This window comes from Candidatus Thiothrix sulfatifontis (assembly GCA_022828425.1).
Taxonomy (GTDB): Bacteria; Pseudomonadota; Gammaproteobacteria; order Thiotrichales; family Thiotrichaceae; genus Thiothrix; species Thiothrix sulfatifontis.
Genome location: CP094685.1, coordinates 2,209,577 through 2,232,239, shown reverse-complemented (window position 1 = coordinate 2,232,239; position 22,663 = coordinate 2,209,577). Strand labels below are relative to the sequence as shown.

Annotated in this window: 8 protein-coding genes; 1 reads left to right on the top strand and 7 read right to left on the bottom strand. The window is 47.7% G+C overall.

What is annotated here, in order from left to right; translation table 11 throughout:
- Positions 1 to 12 precede the first annotated feature (12 nt).
- The 3 genes from L3K52_11310 to L3K52_11300 are packed head-to-tail and all read right to left on the bottom strand — an operon-like array spanning position 13 to position 7,001.
- On the bottom strand, positions 13 to 4,089 hold the full coding sequence (locus tag L3K52_11310) for a carboxypeptidase regulatory-like domain-containing protein (protein UOG90787.1): 4,077 nt from the start codon (positions 4,087 to 4,089) through the stop codon (positions 13 to 15).
- Positions 4,090 to 4,125: 36 nt separating this feature from the next.
- Entirely contained in the window at positions 4,126 to 5,277 is a 1,152-nt protein-coding gene (locus tag L3K52_11305; GenBank protein UOG90786.1) for an S-layer homology domain-containing protein, read from the bottom strand.
- Positions 5,278 to 5,282: 5 nt separating this feature from the next.
- Positions 5,283 to 7,001 carry an S-layer homology domain-containing protein gene (locus L3K52_11300; GenBank protein UOG90785.1) on the bottom strand — a complete coding sequence of 573 codons (1,719 nt, stop codon included), beginning with the start codon at positions 6,999 to 7,001 and terminating at the stop codon, positions 5,283 to 5,285.
- 149 nt (positions 7,002 to 7,150) lie between these two features.
- On the opposite strand from L3K52_11300, the gene L3K52_11295 reads away from it, so the two are divergent.
- A complete protein-coding gene (locus L3K52_11295) occupies positions 7,151 to 7,801 on the top strand; it encodes a helix-turn-helix domain-containing protein (protein ID UOG90784.1) in 651 nt (216 codons plus the stop codon).
- Between the two features lie 9 nt (positions 7,802 to 7,810).
- Here the strand turns inward: L3K52_11295 and L3K52_11290 are convergent, their stop codons facing one another.
- The 4 genes from L3K52_11290 to L3K52_11275 form a co-directional block, all read right to left on the bottom strand.
- A complete protein-coding gene (locus L3K52_11290) occupies positions 7,811 to 10,291 on the bottom strand; it encodes a S8 family serine peptidase (GenBank protein UOG90783.1) in 2,481 nt (826 codons plus the stop codon).
- A gap of 86 nt (positions 10,292 to 10,377) precedes the next feature.
- Positions 10,378 to 13,626 carry a M12 family metallo-peptidase gene (locus tag L3K52_11285; GenBank protein UOG90782.1) on the bottom strand — a complete coding sequence of 1,083 codons (3,249 nt, stop codon included), beginning with the start codon at positions 13,624 to 13,626 and terminating at the stop codon, positions 10,378 to 10,380.
- 113 nt (positions 13,627 to 13,739) lie between these two features.
- Positions 13,740 to 18,314 carry a cellulase family glycosylhydrolase gene (locus tag L3K52_11280; protein ID UOG90781.1) on the bottom strand — a complete coding sequence of 1,525 codons (4,575 nt, stop codon included), beginning with the start codon at positions 18,312 to 18,314 and terminating at the stop codon, positions 13,740 to 13,742.
- A 54-nt stretch (positions 18,315 to 18,368) separates the two neighbouring features.
- A complete protein-coding gene (locus L3K52_11275; GenBank protein ID UOG90780.1) occupies positions 18,369 to 22,382 on the bottom strand; it encodes a hypothetical protein in 4,014 nt (1,337 codons plus the stop codon).
- Positions 22,383 to 22,663 lie beyond the last annotated feature (281 nt).

Here is a 22,663-nt window from a genome sequence, read left to right as displayed (position 1 = left end):
ACATGATCAAAATCACTCCATCAAGAGTTGCATGATTATTGGGAGAACATGGATCGCTGGGTTATCAGGGGCGGCAGTACCTGCTTTGCCAACACAATGAACAAAGTACTTGGATTGCTTGGAGGAATTTTGCCATGCCCATGTTTCATTACCGTATATCACATAGTAATTACCTGATATGTCTGGATTTGGTGTACTCGACCATAGTCCTGTCTCTTGTGTCAGAACCTTAAAGCCTGCGTGTTCTGTCAAAATGCTGAGAGGCGTATCGGTAAGTTGATAGGCATTCCTCAATTCTTCAATAGTTGGCAACCTTGTTCCCCTGTCTTTGCAATATTTATTGGCATCATCAAAATTCATTGCTGATGTACTAATATTTCCAATGAACTGAAGCGCTTCGGATGCTGCCGATACATCTACCGTAAACTGTTTGAGGATGTAATCACTGCCTGCCTTGTCGCGAATAATGCCGGTTTTCACACCTGCCGCTGTCGGCATACAACTAGCAGTAAACTGGTTAACCAAATCACCGACACCGGGCAATGGTGGTAGCGTGCCTGATGGCGGTGGTGGTGGCGGAGCAGTCGGGGGAGCTACAGCATTATTCAGAGCACTCTTCGGCGACAATTGGGGATAGCCACCATCTGCCCGTATTTGCATGTCTTCACAGCCTGACAAAGTAACGTCTATGCTACCTGTTAAGTTTTTCCCTGTAATCACCAGTTCCAGTCGTTTTCCAACAATCGCTGTATTGGGTGTCACAGAACTGATGGTTGCGGTCACGGGGTATGATTTGGCATTGTTCGGGTCAGTGCCAGCATCATATTCCTGCTTATTGGTGAAGCTATCCTTATCAGCATCTTGCGTTGCATCTGTTGAATTCAGAGAATCAAAACCGTGTTGTGCTTCCCACGTATCAGGCATTCCGTCGTTGTCATCATCGGGATCAGCGTTGTTACCGATGCCATTACCATCCGTATCCAGCCACTCTTTCGGGTCATTGGGGAAAGCATCTTTGTCATCGGGATAACCATCACCGTCAGTATCAAAAGCGGTAAGCTGCAAAATAATTTCAATTTGAGGCTTAGGGGCATTGGCTGTCAGTGTTATTTCTGTTGACTTAGAAGAAATATCATCTTTTTTAGCTTGCAGTGTGTATACGCCAGCCTCCAAACCACCAAAATCGAAACTACCATAGTTATCTGTTAATGTACTGGTAGATAACTTTCCGCCAAGTATTACTTGGGCATTAACCCAAGGTTCTCCACCATCAGACAACACATAACCTGTTATCCTCATTTCTGGAACAACTGCAATTGAACGGGTTATCACTCCGTCATTGGCATTACCATCAAGATTCATGGACTGTACGCGAATAGTGAGATTCCCATAAATATCAGGCACACTCCACTCAACCTCCCATCGGTTATTTTTATCTATTGGTATATTTCTTTCAATAAGGTTCCAAGTTACCCCATCAAATGAATATTCAAGCATAACCTCTCGAATACCATAGTTTGCACGAGATGTGTCACCGCCATCTTGAGCTATACCAGAAAGCACGAGACTGCTACCACCACGCACTTGGCTAAGCGGTGCATTAAGCGAAACAGTTGGTTTATTCAATGATGGTGTTACCTGTGTGATTTGCAACAAGGCAGTCTCAGAAACTTCAATACCCAAATTATTACCGACATAGGCAACAATTCTATAAACACCACTTGTAGTTCCTGATGAATAACGATCAGGCGCAATCCAACGCACTTTACTAAATGGAGTTTCTCCAGCAGGTGTCAAGTCTACAAACGTTCCACCATCAGCACGCCATGCAGCGAACAGGTTTTTATGATTCGTTATTTTGTTTGAGTCAATGCAAGAGTCACTTCCTCCTGAAATACCAATTTGTAAGTCAACGGAATACAACTCTGCCTCGTCAATAGTTTGCACACCTTCTCTTACCCTTTGGATAACAATATTGGGTGCAATAACGTTGTGGCAAACAGGTTGCTCATAGCGAATTCCAATTTCTCCATCGTTAAAATCACTTTGGAAAAAATCATTTCCATCAATAAGCGGTTTATTTATTTGTCGACTTTTAATATTAGCTGATTTATCCATCAGCCTATGCAATATTACAAAAACATCTTCACGGTTAAGTTTTATATCTGGCCTATAGGTATTTTGATCACCATCACCTTTAATTAAACCATTTTCCAATGCACTATAAATGTAACCTGCTGCTGGATGAGAGAATGGCACATCATCAAATTCCACATCAACAGCAAATGCTTTTAGAGGCGATAAATTCCAACTTTCCAAGATAGCTTTCAAAGCCCATGCACGGCTAATATTACTCGATGGTTTAAATAAAGGGTTCATGCCCTGCTCATAACCACGATCAAATACTGAAACAAGATCATCAAATTGCAAACGTGATAAGTATGCGACCTCATCATAATACCATACAGAAGCATCATTAATATCTAGAAAAGTTGATTGTAGATTACCGCCAGCCCAAGTCTCAAATTGTATATCCGCCTTGGACTTTCCACCACCTAATGCTCGATAAAGCATAGTGGCTAACTCAGCACGATTAATTGAGGTTGTTCCACGTAAGTCATAGCTAGTTGGATTATCAACAATCTCTTGTGTGACCATAAAATCTGCTGCATCCTGCGCCCAATCTGAAACATTTATATATTTTGATTTTGATACATTAACCGTAAACGAACCAAGGGCATTGGCGGGTGACGGATGCTGTACTGTCTTTGCCCATATTCCAACAGTATAGACACCCGGTGTGCTGAAAGTGGCTGTGCTGAAAGTGAAGTTACTCAGTGAGAAAGAAGCGGCATTCACATTGTCACGGTTCATTGCCGTTTTGTTGCTAGTGCTGATGCCTGGCCCTGTTACCGCTGCCGTTACCGAACTCAAACTGTCACCACTGCCTGCATTGACTGTACCTACCAGCCTATAGCTTTCACCCGCTTTCAGCGTCTGGTTGCCAGACAGACCACTCACCGAGGGAGTCGCGCTTGCGACCGTAACCGTAAACGAACCAAGGGCATTGGCGGGTGACGGATGCTGTACTGTCTTTGCCCATATTCCAACAGTATAGACACCCGGTGTGCTGAAAGTGGCTGTGCTGAAAGTGAAGTTACTCAGTGAGAAAGAAGCGGCATTCACATTGTCACGGTTCATTGCCGTTTTGTTGCTAGTGCTGATGCCTGGCCCTGTTACCGCTGCCGTTACCGAACTCAAACTGTCACCACTGCCTGCATTGACTGTACCTACCAGCCTATAGCTTTCACCCGCTTTCAGCGTCTGGTTGCCAGACAGACCACTCACCGAGGGAGTCGCGCTTGCGACCGTAACCGTAAACGAACCAAGGGCATTGGCGGGTGACGGATGCTGTACTGTCTTTGCCCATATTCCAACAGTATAGACACCCGGTGTGCTGAAAGTGGCTGTGCTGAAAGTGAAGTTACTCAGTGAGAAAGAAGCGGCATTCACATTGTCACGGTTCATTGCCGTTTTGTTGCTAGTGCTGATGCCTGGCCCTGTTACCGCTGCCGTTACCGAACTCAAACTGTCACCACTGCCTGCATTGACTGTACCTACCAGCCTATAGCTTTCACCCGCTTTCAGCGTCTGGTTGCCAGACAGACCACTCACGGTGGGTGCCGCACTAGAAACTCTAATGGGACCAGCCCATGCCCAACCACCATCGTTACTTTCATACCTGATATAGAAATCTTTGGGGTAGCCAGTATAAGCTGCCAAATCATGATTAAGGGCTATTGATGAAGAATCCGCATAAATTGTACCCGAAGTGCGATTTACTCCATAAGTTTCTGGGCTTCCTGTTTTGAGATACATTGTCCCTGTCGAACTAAAAGTTCCAGTTTGCTTTGAAGCTGTAATGTATAAATATGTGCCACTAATTCTTGCATCCATACGCAGAATGTTACTACCCCAATAGCTAGAGCCAGTAGTCGTAGAAGAGCGGTCAATGTTATAACTTGCATAAGACCCAACTGGCAGCATTATCAGCCAGACCAATAGAATCAATCTAATGTAAATAATCATGGCACTCAACCTCTTTAATACGAACGACGACATACTTTACTCACAATATTCAAACCCACATTCCTCACCCATACATCCACCCCAACCAATCCCCAACAAACCATCGCTATAGCAATTAGGAACTTTTCTGTTGCGACTAAAATCAAAATGGGTTTTTCCCAGTGTACATCCACAAGGATTAACCTTTTCTTCATTCAGAGCATCAAAAACACCAGCAAACTCATATATACCATCACCGCCAGCTATGTAAACATCTCCATTTAAATAGCCATTTTCTTTCAACAACGCTATCGACAAGCTACCTTTTGTCGATCCTATTTTACGGTCAACAAAAACAGACTTGAAAACAGTTTCCAGAATATCCAGTCCCTGCATTTTCCCTCTAGTCAAAACATCTTCAACTGCACCATTGATAAGAGTCTCAGAAAACCCATCTAAAATATAGTCTTCCATGTAGAAATAAGAAGTAATTGCGATCATCATATATTTTCGAATATCATCATTACCTCTTAATTCTTCCGAGAAACCAGAATTAAAAGAAATCACCAAGGCATTTGAATAACCACTGGATTTAAGAGTTACATTTTTATCCTTAAAAACTTTAAGTACATTTTTTTCATATACTTGCCTTATAATTCTCACCGCTTCTTCTCTAGTAATCTTTTGATTAATGTCACTCTTGATATAATAATTGCTTCTACTAGCTTCAAGCATATAAATATCCCACCAGTTCCTAAATACCCCGATAGGTCTTTCAAATTTGAATGCCTCAAGCACAATCTTTAGAGCTTGAATATAGCTTATATTTTCGTGAGGATTAAATTTATTATCAGAGTAGCCATTTACAATACTTTCATTTTTTGCAACACAAACATAACTGTGAAACCAATCAGTATTTTTCACATCAGAAAAGCAATCATTGACTTCTGATGAAAAGTGATCGAGACCTCTTGATGCAATTAAAACTATTTTCATAAACTCCGCCCTCGTAATTTCTTTTTTTGGACGAAAAGTTCGATCTGAGTACCCTCTAGCCCACCCCATAGAAGAAGTAAATCTAACATCTGAACAATATTCATAGTTTTTGCTTATATCAGAATATTGACTGACATACTCTCCTTCGCAAATTCCTGCCCAAGAGTCAGAGCAGCAGAATAATAAAATTAATATGATGTAGTATTTCTTCATAAAGCTCACTGAGGGAAGGTCTTATCTAACAATGCTACAGCCTCGGCTCTTGTCAGCAACGCTGATGGTCTTGCGCAAGGTGCTGCCTTGGGTGTGCAAATATTAGGATTATTATAACCATCCACCCACCTATACTTTTTTGCAATACAAATTGGGACATTAAACCAATCATTCCCTGAAACATCAGAAAACTTATCATTTTCTCTAAAATCACATGACTCTTTATTCTTGTCTTTAGCTCTTACTATCAGTGCTATAGCCTCACTTCTACTTATTGCCCGATAAGGCTCAAAACTGCTTCTTAACCCATCCAACAATCCTTTTTCAAAAGCTATATTGATATAGTCAAAAAACCATTCATTATTTTTTACATCAATATAAGGATTGGATTTGCAGGACGTTGGTTCACAACTCAATCCAGAGAACTTAACTAGCAGCCTCAGGAATTCAGCTCTGGTGATAGAATTGTTTGGCTTAAAAAAACGAAGTCCGACCAAATCAGGATAACCATTTATGTAACCATTTAAATAAAAAATACTAGCTTGCTTACCAAACCAAGACTGGGGTTCAATATCCACAAAAGGAAAGTTGGCCTCGCTCAACTTCTTACCATTATTCTCAAATACTTCAAGCGAAAATGAATCAAATATAAATTCCTGCGGTAATTCAAAATGCATTGTTTTGCCATCAACCCTTGATATTCTTGCTGCATCAATGTTAGCCATCAGACATCCCATTTCGTATACATGCCCTTTATTATCTTTTGAACATTTGGATAATCTGATATTTACACCATCTGGAATATTAAATCCAATTGCTTTTATAAAAAAATCTCTGGAATCGGCATTAGTTCCATCATTCTTTATGACAGATATTGCAGGAAAAGGTGGATCAGAAATCCACAAACGACTAGAGCCACTCCCTTTGTAGTTTTTCCCGGAATTCCGGGTCAAATCAGGTGTCGTTTCAGAATATACATCATCTTTGCTATTTTTATAGATTATTTGAGGATAATAAGAGGATGAATTTATTCCATTAGCAACATCCGTGGATGCGTACAAATCATAAGGATCAAAAGCCTTAACACCTACATGATCTTTGCATAATGAGTACAGATCCTCTGGAAAACAAGCATTTTTATAACTGCCCGCAAAAACATTAAAATGCACATGAGTCCAAGACGTATTACTTTTTCCACACGTACCGATTTTACCTCCTCTTTTAACAGGAAACCAGCTTGCTGTATTTGCTTGGTCATTCACACTATGTCTAATTCCAGTTCTTTTAGGTATTTCACCGACTACTGATTCCAGATGACCATACAATGTATAAATGTACTCACCATTTTCATTCTTTTCATTGTGTTTGATAATAACTATAGTCCCTGCACCAGCAGTATCAGCAACTGCCAATCCATCAGCCGCTGCAATAACATTGGTTCCCAAGGAACACATGATGTCTATTGAGCCATGCGGCTTTCCATTATCCGACGTAACGTACTGCCAACCGTTTCCTATGATATGTTGGCCTTCAAAAGGAAAGGAGAGGAACTTGGGAAGTTCTGCATGAACATTACCAACCAAAAAGAATGCGCAAAAAAACCATATCCGGCTTCTTGAACTCCCGAATATCATGTCAGATTCAGTTCTTCGACGTATCCTCCAGTTTGAGAGAACGGTCTCTAACCAATCTCCCAAGCTTTGGGTGTTTTCATGGTGTGACATGCGCAACCCTTCCGATAAACGGTGATTATTGGTACTTGACAATTCGATGCTAACCCATTTCTTTTACTTATTGGACAAAAGGTTTACTTGTAGGCTTAAACTGTGTAGTTGACTACTCAATCCCGTCCACCACAGCAAGAGACCTAACCATGCAAACAGAATTTGGCATATTCCTACGCCGGAAAATCCTTGAAAAATCAATATCAATCAGTAAATTCGCAGAAGAAGTAGGACTCAGCCGCAAAGCCGTCCACAATCTGCTAGACGGCAGCGTAGAAGAAGCCAAGTTCAAGACGCTGATCAACATCGCTAATGGACTCGACATACATCCAATGGAACTGATCAGTGCCTACTTCCGCTACGCTGACTTTGCCTGCCACACCGGCACAGAATGCCGTACATCCAGTTCCACCACTGGGGACGACATCGGCTTCGTCAAGGATGTGACCTTTCCCGATGGCACAATGGTTTCCATCAACACCACCTTCGTCAAAAAATGGCTAATTCAGAACACCGGCACAGTCCACTGGCAAGGGCGCAGCCTCATCTGCATTGACGACCTCCTGCAAGTACGCCACCCCGACGGCACAATCGTAAAACACGGTCTCAAATCCCCCCAAAACCATTACCCACTACCTGACACCCCACCCAACGGACAAATCGAAATCGCCATCACCTTCACCGCCCCCAACTACCCCAGCACCGTCATCTCCCACTGGAAAATGGTCGACTCCCAAGGCAACTACTGCTTCCCCATCAATGCCCCACTCACCTGCATGATTAAGGTATTTTCACTATGATCGGCACCCTCACTCCATCAAAAGCTGCATAATGATCGGAAGAATAGAGATCGCCGGATTATTGGAGGGATTGAAGGGATAATCTGAAGAATCATTAGGCTTAGTTCCCTGCTGAAACTCTTGCAAATTCGTAAAGCCATCACCATCCGAATCCAGCAAAGCATCACTGGCATCACGCGGATTCAAACCATACTGAAGTTCCCACGAATCCGGCATTCCATCGTTATCATCGTCTTCATCCAAGCTATCGGGAATAAGGTCGCCATCGTAATCCAGCGATTGCAAGGCATGTAACAGATTGACGCGACCGTAACCATAATAGTCATTGCGATTATTAACATAGGCATAAGTACCTATTTTTTCAGCCGTATTACGCAATCTCTCGCGGATATTAGCAGCAGTCAGGGTCGGGTCAAATGCAATGATATTGACGACAATACCGGCTACCAGCGGTGTAGCGGCGGAAGTTCCGCCAAAGCTGTTGGTGTATTCAGTAGCAGAATACCCATCTGCCCCTAAACGATCAGTGGTGGTAATACGCTGATTCTGGTTACTGGATGGCGCAACTACATCCAGCTCTACCCCAAAGGTGCTGTAATCACTGCGTTCTTCCATCCCGCTGATAGCGCCATCCGTACTTGCACCCACAGCAATGGTGTCTGGATTAGAAGCAGGATAAGCCAGCGCATTATTGTGCCCGTATTGTCCGGGGGTGTACTGATGAACCAATTGTCCATCCACATAAAATTGAAACCAATCGTAGTTCATTTCAGAAGAAACCCATGCCCAATAGCTGAGTTCACCGGCTTGAACTTGGCGAGTAATCCGTAGTTGCGTGCTTTGATTATGGGAAATGTTGCCTGATTTAACAGATTTACCGTCTGTGCCGCGTATATGCACACCATCCGCCACAATTGCCCAGCCCGCAGTGCCACTGGTAATGAATCCTGTGGGGACATTACCGACTATCTCACTATCAAAGTCGATCGTTTCACCATCAGGCCAGACAATATCATCCAACCAGACACTGTTATCTCCTTGGGTGAGGTAAGCGTCGTTAAGGAAAACCCACTCAAAGGTATGTTCACCAGCAGACAGGTTAGATAGCGTGAATTTCGCCCATCCGCTAGCATTATTACCGGCAGCAAACAGGACAGGTGTACCCTTGTTACCTCGGCGAGCAGCGCTAATATTGCCACTCACGGCATCGGCAATGGCGGAATCCAAGGTACTTTCGCAACCGTCGATGCTCCAGCTATTGTTGACGACATCGGCGTATTTGCCCGCATAACGTATGCTGTCGGCAATATCCGTGCAATTATAGCCCCAACGAATCGGCAAAATGCGGGCATTAACAGCACTACCTGTAACGCCATTGCCATTGTTGCCCTTGGCTCCGGCAACACCCGCAACCGCAGTCCCATGATTGTCAGACACGGATGCGGGGTTTGGATTGTTGTCGTGATCATAAAAATCCCATCCCTGATAATCATCAATATAACTATTGCCATCATCGTCAATGCCATTGGATTCTTTGCCATTGCCGCTCTCACCCGGATTATTCCAGATAGGTAAATCAGGGTGGGTGGTTTGGATGCTATCGTCGATAATCGCAATAACCGTATTGTCGCCTTTACTGATTTCCCAGCCCTCAGGGGCATCAATGTCCGCATCCGGTAATGCGCCACTCTGCCCTGTATTATGCAAATGCCATTGATTGGGATAGAGCGGGTCATTAGGCACAAACCCCATGCTTACCGGGTGAGTCAGCATCAACGGCTCAGCCCATTCGATAAAATCAAGCTGTGCCAGATTTCTGGTTAGTTGAAAGACCGCAGCGGCATCGGTAACACTTTCTCCTAAAGTGAGTTGATATTCCCCTTGGCTAAAACGCAGTGGCGTCACTGCTGTTATATCAAAACGGCTGCGCAAAGTTGCCAAGTTAGCCGCTTCGTTAGCGCTGTCAGCAAACTGGATAACAATATCCCGCGCAATGGCTACACCTGTTTTGGCGAAACCTTTATCTGTTTGCAATACAGGGGAAATGAACGAACCTGTCCCGGCAGTACTTTTCATGCGCTTGAACAGATCATCCCGGTTGACGGGCGATTTTGGCGTAAAGACCAGTTCGCGGGTAAATGCCGTGCCTTTTTCCTGATAGAAATCGTTGCCATGCTGTGATAGCAAGTTTTGTGACAGGGTATTAGTAACAGCTTTCCCCGGAGGAGGCATTAAAACATATTGATTACTCCCATGCTTAAACTGAATTTTAGAACCATTCGGACGGTAGTAATAGAATTCCTTATCGGCTGTTTGGCTAACGGCTGGTAATACAATCGGCGGGGGCTTTGTTGGTTTAATAGACGGCGGGATTGTCTTACCAAATACCGCAGTTGTGGTATTAGCGTTATCATTTGGTTGGGCAGCCACGTATGCAGTACTCACCAACAATAATACTGCAAAGATAAACGGCAGCTTATGCCCGTGCATGATAATCCCCTGTTAGTGCATATACTCACTCAAGGGCAAGCTCCGTAATAATAAGGAGCTTGCCTCTGTGAGTTTTCCTTTATGATTTAATCCAACAACATATCCATAATAATTGGAATAATGTTCACCGCACTCGGATTATTGACACCATCAGATGGATCGGTTGGATTTTTACCTTGCTGGTATTCCTGAAGATTGGTTAATCCGTCACCATCGGTATCCAAGGCAGCATCACTGGCATGTAACGTATCGAAATCGTACTCAGTTTCCCATGTGTCCGGCATCCCATCATTGTCGTCATCGTCGTCACACTCGTTACCCTTAGAATCGCCATCAGTATTAATTTGATCAGGATTGGACTCTGTAGGACAATTATCTGATGCATCGGAAATTCCATCACCATCCTGATCTGCAACATTTTCTGATAATGCGAAAGTACCGTAAGCCGTTAAACCAGAACTCGTTGCAAATACAGCTTCTCCACTACCCCCACGCGCTGAAGTGGTTTGGGATGTCCACGAACCGCCGGTTTGCAAGTAAACATTTGGCGTGGTGTTACCATTGCTTTCAGCAGCTCGATAGTAAAACCGCGTTGCTGATGTTTGATTGGTGGTCGGTGTTACTAGGTAGCAGCGATTAACGCCTGTAGCAGGAGGACCCGACGCAGCGCACTTCTGATTACCTTTTACCTCAACTGTAGTGCTACCCATGCTGCCTGAACTAGGCGTTATTTCAACACCAAAATATTTATCAGATGTTCCGGCTGCATTCTTAATGCGGGCAAACTCAGTTGTCGTACTATTTGCGGTTGTCTTGGTTTGTTTAATCCCACCATTATTAGTCACACCTCCCTCGACAGTAACAGCATGAGTAGAAAAGTCTGCGGTAGCACCATTAGATGTTTGTAAGTTATTTCCAAAATTAACATTCCCATTGAATGTGGTTGTGCCTGAAATAACCTGAACATTATGGAATGTGATTCCGGCTGACCCTGCCAGTGAAACATTATCCATATATGACCAGTCGACACCATCATGATGGAATCCTATGTAATAAGTACCGCTAGAAGGAACCGTGAAAGTAAAATTTGCTGAACCAGTAGCGGTTCTTGTACCAATCAAAGTAGTCATGTTGACCGAGTTTGCATTAGACCCATAATAAACCCGCAATATATCTGAATTTGAACCATCTTGGTTAAAATCAAACGTTAAAGTATATGTTACACCACTATTTAATGAAACGGCATTTGAATGTAGCCATCCATTTCCGGCAGCAACTGCCACGCCACTACTACCTAATTGACCACCATACCAAGGACCTTGTTCTGTCCAGCTAGAAGGCAAATAAGCTGTATTACAACAACCTTGCCCATCTCCTTCACTAAAATCTTCATTCAATACAGAAGAATTGGTGATCTTGTTAACTGCTTGACTAGAACCATCAAATATGACGGTGCTAGTGCCTTTCTGAAATCCTGTTGGGGTATTTTCTTGCCAATTGCCTGCAACATTAATTGTGAAGGTGGCGGCATTAAGGGTTGCTCCAGCACTGATTTGGAGGTTGCCATCAATATTCAGGTTGCTTTCCAACGTTACTTCGCTGGTGTCTGCACCACTGCCGATTTGTACATTCCTGAAAGCTGATGAAGATGTAATGCCAATACCAATGGAGCCACTGAGAATGACTGTGCCACCCGTTGCATTGAATCCTCCGGCATCTTCCCAGCTCCAACCGACAGTGAGTGTTCCCCCACTCATATTCAAAGTTGCACCGTTAGCAATCACCAGCTCACGCGCATTCACTGAGCCAGTTGAAACAGTCGGATAACGCCCAAGACCACTGGGTATATAAACATTATCATAAGAGCGTGGTACTCGATTCACTGCGGTAGTTGAACCGGGAGCGCCTTCATTAATTGTCCAGTTCCCTGCGGTTGACCAGTCTGAGCTGACTGCACCAGTCCAGGTCAAACGGCTATCACGAAACTTAGCAGTGGTGGCTGCTTTTGTATTGAAATTTGTTCCATTATCTGCATCACACTCAACTGCTGGGTTTGCCTGCCCCTCAGCACAACTGGTACTCGTGCCACTAGGAACGCCAGTTGGAACATCATTATAATTAACATTGGGGTTAGAAAAATGTGCAATCCTATCGCAAGTGCCTATGCCTAATGCATTACAACGATTGCCGTATGACATAATGGTGCGGAAACTGTTAACGCCATCAATATGCACATAACCATGCCCAATACTAGCCGGAGTTGTGTCACTATCCATATACCAATCATGACGACTACCCATATTGTGGCCTAACTCATGAGCAAAAACGGATTGTCCAAATGAACAGGCATTCATGGCTGAAAATCCATAATCTTCCCAGCCAACATTATTATTTATAGTTTGTAACCAAGCTAAACCACCGCATGATGAACTTACATAAGGTGTAAAAAACACAACAAGATCCGCATGATATTCATTACGCTTGCCATGCAGCCCCGAAATACTTCCATCAGTTGCGGCATCAAGAGCAGTACCCAAATCGCTATTCGTATGGTTAAAACCATCCACACCACCAACCAGCCAAACCCGCTGATTAATATTGCTATTTTCATAAGCCTGATTGGTATAGGCAATGAATAGCTCTGCATAAGCTTGTGCATTTGCTGGTGTTACCTTTCCGCCACTGTCATCTTGGTCATAAGCCACGTAGACATCAATGATTGAGCCATCATCATTGGAAATGGCGACAGAACCGCCTGCCAGTGTATTAATCTTCGTTTGAATATTTTCAGGTATGCGTATATCACTTTCACCAGAGAGGATGGCTATATCCCTGATCTGTTCAATAACGTGCAGATCATTTCCTACCGGACGGATTGAGAATTTGCCACGTCGTGGGATTTCAGCAGAACCGTAAACAAAACTGCCTTTCTGAATAACGAAAATAACCGTGCTTCCCGGAATATTTTCCACTTCCCCAACCCAAGTCGTGCTGCCTGAATCGTTGTGATAACGCTTCTTCTGTTTGACTTGAAAAATACTGTCATCGAAAAGATTCAGGGTAATGGTTTCCTGACTGATCAATGCAGGCGGTTGTTGCAAATCGCTAGGGGTAGTGATCGGTTGTTTACCGAGGAGCTGTCCAACATCAATCTGAACTGCACGGCTGCGTAAAGCAGCATCTGAAGCATCAACCTGAACGCTAGGTGTAGCAACGACCGTAAACAGTCCAGTTATTGTGGGGTCTGTTGCAGCGTGTAGCGGTACTGAACAAACAAGTGCGAAAAAAAGAATCGCCATGAGGCGTGGTAGTGATGCAAACCATTTGATTGCCATGATAAAGCCGTCCCCCTGTATATGCTCTGGAAAATAAGTAGCTGCAACACTCTTTTTGTTACATACAGGTCATTAATTATACTTTTAACTGCAAGCAAATAATGTGATGACAATCACTCTAGCAAAAGTTGCATAATGATCGGCATAACGCGAACCGCCGGATTGTTCGCGCTGGCATCCGCAGGATCGTTGGGGTCGCGGCCCGCGTCGATTTCGGCCTTGTCGTTCATGCCGTCGCCGTCGCTGTCCTGATTCAGCGGGTTGGTGTTGTGGGTGTTGACTTCTTCGCCGTCCTTGAGACCATCGCCGTCACTGTCAGGGTTCAATGGGTCTGTGTCCAGCCGGTATTCATCCAGATTAATGAGACCATCGCTATCATTGTCGGCAACTGCGTCAGCGGCATTGCTGGAATCCAGCCCGTTTTCCAGTTCCCACAAGTCCGGCAGACCGTCGTTGTCGTCATCCTCATCCTGCTGGTTCGGCAGACCATCATTATCGCTGTCCAGTTCAGCGGCATGGGTATCCTGCCAGACCAGTTCACCCAAACGGGTCAGGTTGGATGGATGGGCATGACAGGCGTCAATGGCGGCTCCGCTGCCCTGTGATGTAGCGTCTGTGGTCAGGTCGTTATTGTCACTGGCCGCCCATGTCCAGACCAGCCGTCCGATGTGCTGGTACTGTGGTCGTTGCAGCAGTGTATGCAGCGCTTCGGTGGCTTTGCCGGTGTTGTCCGCGTAACCGAATTCGCCAATTAGTAGTGGGGAGCGGGTCGTTGCCTGCACACGGTCGAAATAGTCTTGTAAACGTGCCGCCGGATCAGCCCCGTAGTTCCACTGGTCATACACATGGATCGTGCCGCCCAGTTGCGGGTCAGCAGCAAAAAAATCGGCATTGGAGAGCAGCGCACTTGCCTCGCTGGCAACTGGTTGGTCGCCATTCCAGTTAGGGCCGGTATCCTGCCCCCAAGCGTTGCCGGAAGCAAAAATCGGCATGTTGGGGGCAATGCTGCGCACCGCCGCCCGCATGGCCGCGTATTCCGCCTGCCAGCGGCTGAAATCATGTGCCGGAATGCCCTGATCCGCGTTACCCACCCCCTGATAGGTTCCCGGTTCATTGTGCAGGTCGATCCAGACATAGGGGTTGTCCTTGAACTTGCGGGCGAAGTCGGTGATGAAGGTCGTGTAATCTTCCAGATGCGTCCCTTCGAAATATTTACCCAGCAGGTCGTGGACATCGAACAGCACCACGATGCCGCGTGCGGTGTAAGCTTCGATCAGCGCGCGTATGTCGTAAGTACGCAAACCGCCGCTATTGGTCGGGTCGAAAATCAGCGGCTGGTCGAGGTAGACGATGTGGTCTTTCCACTGGTCGGTCGTAGTGTCTGGCAGTATCCAAGCGTGCAGGCGTACCGTGTTGAAGTTCCAGCATCCAGCGATGCGTTCAATACTGTCGGCATCGCCTTGCCAGGGGAAGATGTTAACTCCCTTGGGTACAAACAGGTTGCCTTGCGGGTCGAAAATCCGGTTGCCCACCATGTGAAAATGCGAGCCGGTCGGGGCTGCATCCAACCGCCGGTCTGGCGTGTGGTAAAAATTCACGTTGTCGATCAGCAAGTCGTAAGGCGTTTCCGCGTGATTGCCGTCAGCCTGCACCGCGACCGCCAGCAGATCCGGATTGCCCGGCGTGTTGAACGGCTCAACCGCGATATCCAGTTCATGCCGCTGGTCATTAATGATGAAATAGCGGTAATAGACCTTGCCGCCCCGGATTTCACCCTCCAGCCGCAGCTTGTGCCAGCTATTAATCGCCAGTTCCTGCTGAATATTGAGTGAAACCCAGCGTTCGGCATCCGGCTTGTTGGCATCCCAATAACGCCATTGCGGACCACCCGAACCGACATTCATCCACTGTAGAGCCCATTCATGACGTTTTTCATCTTGCCACTGATTCATGGTGAATTCGAGGGCCTGCACTTTGGAAGGTGAACCCTGATTGTTGAAACTGGTTTCCGGCATGAAAAAATTCAGCGACAGGCTGAAATACTTTGCGTCCGGATCGGCTGGCAGGTTGCGGTAACAATGGATGTTGGAATAAGGGTCGCCGCCGGTTAGACCGCAGCGCAGGGCTTTGCCTGCTGGAGAATGTGCTGTGGTATTTTCAATGACCCACCCAGGATTGCCCTCTGCGTAGCCACCCCATTGGGAAGCATCTTCTTCAAGGTTGGTGGAAGGCACGACAGGAGCTGCGTCATACGACACCCTTATCCGCCAACTGGATGTCAAATCCGCAACAGGTCGCTTGATACTAAAGGCATAGTCAATTTTTCTCCGTGAATTCTGATACCCCTGGTAGTAGCTGTTGCTGGTCGCCGCATCAATATCGAGAGCAACCCAAGCTCCATCCAGATAGCGCTCAACCTTGAGCGATTTACCGATAGTGGCATCCTTGACAACGATGGGTACATGCCCCAGCCCTCCGGACTGGATGGTCAGGTCGGCGATGATGGCGGAAGAACCATTATGGACAGCAGCCACTTCCACGGGGAAATTCTTCAGGAGCGTTCCGCTGTGGACTGTGACCTGCATCTTGTTGTTGTAGCGATATTCGTCAAAAACGGCCTGCCATGGCGTGGTGTAGGCGGTCAGCCGGTTACGGAATTCGTCATCACTACCCCAGTAATTGCTGGCTTGCTTAGGAGGCAAGATGAATTCAAACTCGCCTTCCACCACATCACCGGCCCGGAAGGATCGCGAGACGGATTCCCCGGCTAGGTCGAAGAACATCCGGTTTGATCCCCAGGTGCGTCCATACTGGTGCATGAATACGGGAAAGTCCTGACCGTTCAGGGTAGAACTTCGCTGGATGATGCCCCGGTTGGCTTTGGGAGTGGGCGTGGAGCCAGCTGCGGTAGAGCCAGCGGCAGTCAAGTCGTCGATGGCCAGCCAGCGGTTGGCGAAGTTGAAACTCCCCTTGTAGGTATTGCCGCCAGGGTTACTAGACAACTGTTCCAGCAAGCCGGTTTCATCCCCTACATAAAATGTATCAAATGCCGGTCCCGTATACCAGTCGGCGGCCATCTGGTAAAAAACCAAGCGCTTGGGACTGGTGACATCCTGCAGGAATTCGTAGCGGTAATCATGCAGCCGTCGCTGGTAATCGTTAGTGGATACAAGCCTTGAGGTGTAGTCAAAGCGGATCCTGTTATCATCGGTAACGCCTGAATACATCACCTGTGTCATGTTCGGTCCAGTCCACACATAAGCGGTTTTGAGCCGTTTTCCCCAGCGGTATTGGTTATTAGCATCGAAATAAACCAGAAAATCTCCGCCACCGACATTTTCAGTCCAGTTGTGCCGACCTCCGTTTGCCATACTGGGGGTGAACGCAGGGCGGATATCGCCCATGAATGCTGAGCCGAGGTGTTGGGTCGGATCATAGGTCATCGATTCGCCCCATGCCCCTAGCGCGGATTCATCCCATTTCCAGTTGCCGCCCCAGCCAATCAGGCTTAACTGCGAATGTGAAGCAGCGCCCACGCCAGCCCAGTAGCCAAACACGACTTTCAGCTTGAACCGTCTTGTTTCGCCAGCAGCCAAGGTGAAATAGGTTGAACCCCGCAGCCATCGCCCCCTGTGTATGGCTTTTATGCCAGTGTCACCATTGATATGCCAGTTTTTGGAAACCTGCACCGGAATGCCGATGGGCTTGCCGTCGGTTTCGTCGCTCAGAAGCATGACCGTGCCGGTAATAGCACGGGGAACGTTTTCCTCGAAAACCAGCGGTATGTCCAGCGGGTTTTCGGTCGGGTTGGTGACTTCAAGCAGGAATTCGTCAACCCGGTTAATGTGGTCTGGATACCTTACGTCAGCGATGGGCAGGTTGACCTTCAACGCCTGGGTAGCGGTGTCAAATTGTGTGGTGAGGCTTTTATTGGTTTGCAGGTCTACGGCTTTGTTGACAATCGCTGTTGGGTTCAGGGGTGCTGCTTCTAGGTCTTCATGCGGCCTGACACCAAGGGTTGCGGAAATGCCATTTACATCGCTGCTGTAATGCTTGCCTGCTGGAGAAGTCAACTGGATGACTGTCCGGTCTATGTCGACGGCGCTGCCTTCCTGGTTGGAAAAGTCCAGTTTGAAAACGAGCTGCTCAGGCCATGCGGAGATTTCCAGACGACCAGGCACATTCAATTGTGTGCCGTCTGCTGCGGTAAACACCAAGCCGTAATCGTCGTAGCGTTGCAGGAACTGACCGCTTTCGATCAAGCGTACAGGCGATTCATTGCCGTTTTGCACGATGCCCGATGTCGCCGTGTATTCAATCCCATTCTGATAAGCCTTCAATGTCAGTGATGCTGGGGTGAATTGGGTGACATCTTCGTGAAGTGCGCTGACATAATCCGAACCATCTAGGGCATCGTAGCCGGTTAGCTTGATTTTGTTACAGTCCAAGGCAAGGCTGTAGTAGCCGGTTTGCACGACCAGGATGGCATTATCGCGTGCATACTGATTGGCCCATGATTGCGGTCTGCGGCCCGTTTCCCGCGTGGGATAGCCGTTTTCCCAATAGAGGTAGGTATAGTGCCGATTGTCCTGCAACAGGGTATTGCTTGTGTCTTGGGCGAATGCCGCGTGGCATAGCAATGCCATGCCCATGTAAACGCAGATGAGATAACCGGTCAGACTGCTCATTTTTTCTCTTCTAGACATTGGTTTGACCATAATGGTGTTCCTTCGTGCTTACAGTTACTGGTTCAACAGTTCCATGATGATGGGGAGGATTTTGGCAGCATTACTGGTGGTGTCCGCAGGGTCATTAGGGTTGCGTCCTTGTAGGTATTCCTCTAGGTTGCTGCTGCCGTCGCCATCCTTATCTTGCGTAGCGTCGCTGGTGTTCAGCGGATTCAAGCCGTATTGGATTTCCCACGCATCAGGCATTCCATCATTATCATCGTCAAGGTCAGCATTGTTACCTATACCATCGCCATCCGTATCCAACCACTCTGTTGGGTCAGCGGGGAATGCATCCAAGACATTCATAACGCCATCAGCGTCCCGATCCTGATTATTGTTCGTCAGGTAGGCTTGCAGTGCTGCATATTTAGCAGAAGACGTTTGCTCCACATGCTCCAACGCCCCCCACGCTCCGTAACGCCCCGGCGTGCCAATATCCGTAAAATGCATGAATAAATTACCACCCAGTTGTTTCCAAGTATTCAGGTACTGGGTATATAGCTCTCCCATGCGCGGGTCGCGGTTAGCGCTGGCAAACAGATTGATCACGCCAGTACTCAATGTTCCCCAAATATCGGCAATGTGTTGCCCACCTTCGTAAGACACCAATTGCAAACCGTGTTGCTGCGCCAGTTGCTGGTTATTGCTGATCCAACCTGAAGCTTCCTGAAGCGCTCCGCCCGCAGGACTATTGCTGAGAATGCCGCCGTGCTGCAATTCCGTAAACAGCTTGCTTAGGCCACCATCAGCGTCGGCGAGCCAACCTTCCACTTGGGATTTCGCCGTGCGGTCGCCCAGATAGCCGCCAAAATAAGGGGCTATCGCCAGTGCATCAATACCGTAGTTGCGGCACGGGCCTTGCTGCCACAAGGGGCAATTGAGTGCTTGTTCTGCCGGATATGTCCACGCCGCTTGTCCCCCCAATACGCACACCACCCGGTTGGCATCGCTGCCGAATACCTCTTTCCAGATGTGGCACATTTCGGCGGTGCGTTTGCCGTACCAGTTCATACGCACGGTATGATCGTCCGCCACCGTGTCAGGCCATAAGGCACGACCTTGCTGAAGGGCGTAAGTGCTTTGTGCGAAAATGGTATTCCAGACTTCGTTAGAATATTCCACATACACCTTCTGGTGCGGCGGCAAGTCGTCACGCACCTGTGTGGCAAATTGGCGCATATAATCATCGTCAGCTTGGTGTGGCAGGGTAAACCACGGTGTTTTATCGAGTGTATTTGCCAATTGCAGCATGATTTCCAGTGGAATACCGGTTTGTTTGCCGTAGTGAGCGTAACGCGCATCCGTCGGTAATGGGCGCTCACTCCAACGTTCTTGAGTGTTGGCATTGATCGACATCCAATCCATAAAGCGCAACACCTGAAAGGGGCGAGTACGTTCAAGGAAATCCGGGTTGAAAACATGCTGCGCATAAGTCGTTTCATACGCTTCCGGGATAATACGGATATTGCGCAAGTAATTGCCGGTACGGTTGGGGTCGGTCGCGGTCAAGGTCATGAGGATTGCCGTGCCATTGTTGGTATCCGGCACGATATTAATGACATCACGCCCCGCTGTGGATTCTGCCGCCAACTTGTGAGCAGAAAAGCTGTAACTCAGTGTGCCTTCACCCTCGTACAACACCACATAACGCCCGCCCTTGAATTCTGGGTACATGGCCCAGTAAGTAGAAGCGCGGGTGAAAATGGGCGCATCTTCGGGTTTAGGCAGGGATTTCACCCAGCCATTGGCATCAAGGTCAAGCTGTGCCTGTTCGCCCGTGTCCCATTGTCCGGTACAGCCGGGGTCAGGTGTGGCTACCCAATAGGCGCACTGTGTTATCCAAGTACGCGACATTTTGAATAGGTCAAGGAATGGCATTTGGGAACTCCAGTCTGATAGACCGCTGAGGTTGGTTCCCATCACGGGCGCTGCACCGTCCCGCACGTTGGGGTTGGTGTTTGCGAGATACTCGTCTTGGTTGCTGATACCGTCGCCATCCTTATCAGCAGTGGCATCGCTGGCATCCTCTGGGTTGAGACCGTAATGGCGTTCCCAGTCATCCGGCATGGTATCGTTGTCGCTGTCCTCCTGCGTCAATGTGAATTGCAGAGTGGCGGCAACCGCACGGGCATTGCCATTAATAGTACCGATCGTGACCGCAAGGGTTTCGCTGGCTTCGATCAAATTATCGTCGATACTATCCAGACGTATGCTCGCGCTGGTTGCCCCGGCCGGAATGGTGAGGGTTGGCGTAACTGCTCGGTAATCCCCACCGCTAGTTGCAGTACCGGCAAACTGTAGGTTAAGAACGACTGGCGTGGGTAACGCCTTATCCAGATAGGCAGTGAGCGTGATACTGCCACCTTTTTCGGACATCTGCGTTACGGATGCTCCCAGTGTCACCACTGCTTCGTAATCCGTTCCATTGAGGTAATCCAACAAAGCATCGTATTTGGGGGAATTGGTTTGCAGGACATGTTCCAGCACACCCCAGCTACCCCATTTGCTGGGGATGCCGATGTCGCTGAAATTCATCATCAGGCCGCCACCGCCTGCTTCCCAACCCTTCAGGTAGTCAAGGTACAGCGCCCCCATGCGTGGGTCGCGGTTGGCCTTGATCAACAGGTTGGTAATAGCGCTGTCATTTTCCACCCCGCCGACACCAACCAGATGTTGCCCGCCTTCATACGCAAGCAGTTGCAGACCACGGTTGCTGGTCAGTGTGTGATAATTGTCTATCCAGCGCATGGCTTCTGCCAACGCCCCACCAGCAGAGCCACCACTGAGCACACCGCCGCTTTTCAGTTCGGCAAACAACTTGTCCAACCCGCCATCGGCTTCACGTGTCCAAGCGTTGACTTGCGTTTGGTTGCCTGACAGACCGATGTAATAGCCGAAGTAGGGTGCAATGGTAATGGCATCAATACCGTGGGCGCTGCATGGTTTATGTTCCCATAGCGAACAATCGAGTGCGGCGGAGGCTGTCCAAGTATTGGCGGCCTGTGCACCCAGCACGCAGGTCACACGGCTGGATTGTGCGCCAAAGGCCGTTTTCCAGATGTCGCACATTTCAGCGCTGCGTTTGCCGTACCAATTGATGACTTTGGTGTAGTCGCTATCCGTCCCACCCGGCCAGAGGGTGTTGGCTTGCTCGCGGATCCACGCATGTTGGCTGAATTGAGTGTTCCAGACTTCATTGGAATATTCCACATAGACCGGCAAGGTTGGGTCGAGCGTATCACGTACCAAGGCGGCAAACTGGCGCATGTAATCGTCATCGGCCTTGTGTGGCATGTTGAACCACGCCGGTTTGCGGGTTGCGTTCGCCAGTTGCACCATCACTTCGGCGGGCGCACCGATGACTTTGCCGTAAGTGGCATAGGTGGCGGCACTGGCAGGTCGCCTGTCTGCCCAATGTTCCTGCTCGTTACCATTGGTGTTCTGCCAGTCCATAAAGCGCAATGCCTGGAAGGGCTGGATACGAGCCAAGAATTCAGGGTTGAACGTGTTGCTTTGGTAGCTTGCCTCATCGGCTTCACGAATCAGGCGCAGGTTACGCAGGTAGTTGCCGCTCTTGTTGGGGTCGGTAGCGGTGATCTGGATATGGATCAAGCCACGGTTGATGTCGATGTCCAGCACATCCCGCCCGGCGGTGGACTCGGCATTCAGCTTTTGTACGCCTAGTTTATATTGCAACGTGCCTTCACCCTCATACAGCAACAGATAACGCCCTGGGGGGAAGCTTTTGGGTACATCCAACACCGTTCCGGCAATAGAATAACCGGGTTCGGCTGGTGCGGGCAGGGATTTCACCCAGCCATCGGCATCCAGATCCAGTTTGGCGTTTTCGTTGGTTTCCCAGCGTCCGTTGCAATCAGAATCGCGGCTATTGTCGCATTGGGTCAGCCAAGGGCGTGACTGCTTGAACAGGTTGGTGAACGGGCGTTGGGTTGACCAGTCGGAAATGCCGCCGAGGTTCGTGCCGAGACGCAACCTTTGTTCCGCCCACGCAGATTGAAATGGCAATAGTGTTAGCACTATAAGCAATAGGACAACATTCCACTGTTTTTTCATTGTTTAACCGTCGTGAGTTCAAGTTACAGGTGCAGTCTTGCCTACGAGTGCAGGGTTTCGATGACGTGTTCATGGTTAGCGAAATAGTCATCCTAATGACTGATATTACATCATTTTATGATTGTATTCAGCAATACTCATTTTTCATCTGAAATGGGGGGATTCGCAGGCTCATCCCGCCCTACAAAATATCAATCGAGTGTAACCCTTTCGGTTACTTACACTGCTTTTTT

Bases quoted from the DNA above. Each gene is read 5' to 3' on its own strand.
- L3K52_11310 (UOG90787.1), bottom strand. From the start codon at position 4,089: ATGATTATTTACATTAGATTGATTCTATTGGTCTGGCTGATAATGCTG.
- L3K52_11305 (UOG90786.1), bottom strand. From the start codon at position 5,277: ATGAAGAAATACTACATCATATTAATTTTATTATTCTGCTGCTCTGAC.
- L3K52_11300 (UOG90785.1), bottom strand. From the start codon at position 7,001: ATGTCACACCATGAAAACACCCAAAGCTTGGGAGATTGGTTAGAGACC.
- L3K52_11295 (UOG90784.1), top strand. From the start codon at position 7,151: ATGCAAACAGAATTTGGCATATTCCTACGCCGGAAAATCCTTGAAAAA.
- L3K52_11290 (UOG90783.1), bottom strand. From the start codon at position 10,291: ATGCACGGGCATAAGCTGCCGTTTATCTTTGCAGTATTATTGTTGGTG.
- L3K52_11285 (UOG90782.1), bottom strand. From the start codon at position 13,626: ATGGCAATCAAATGGTTTGCATCACTACCACGCCTCATGGCGATTCTT.
- L3K52_11280 (UOG90781.1), bottom strand. From the start codon at position 18,314: ATGAGCAGTCTGACCGGTTATCTCATCTGCGTTTACATGGGCATGGCA.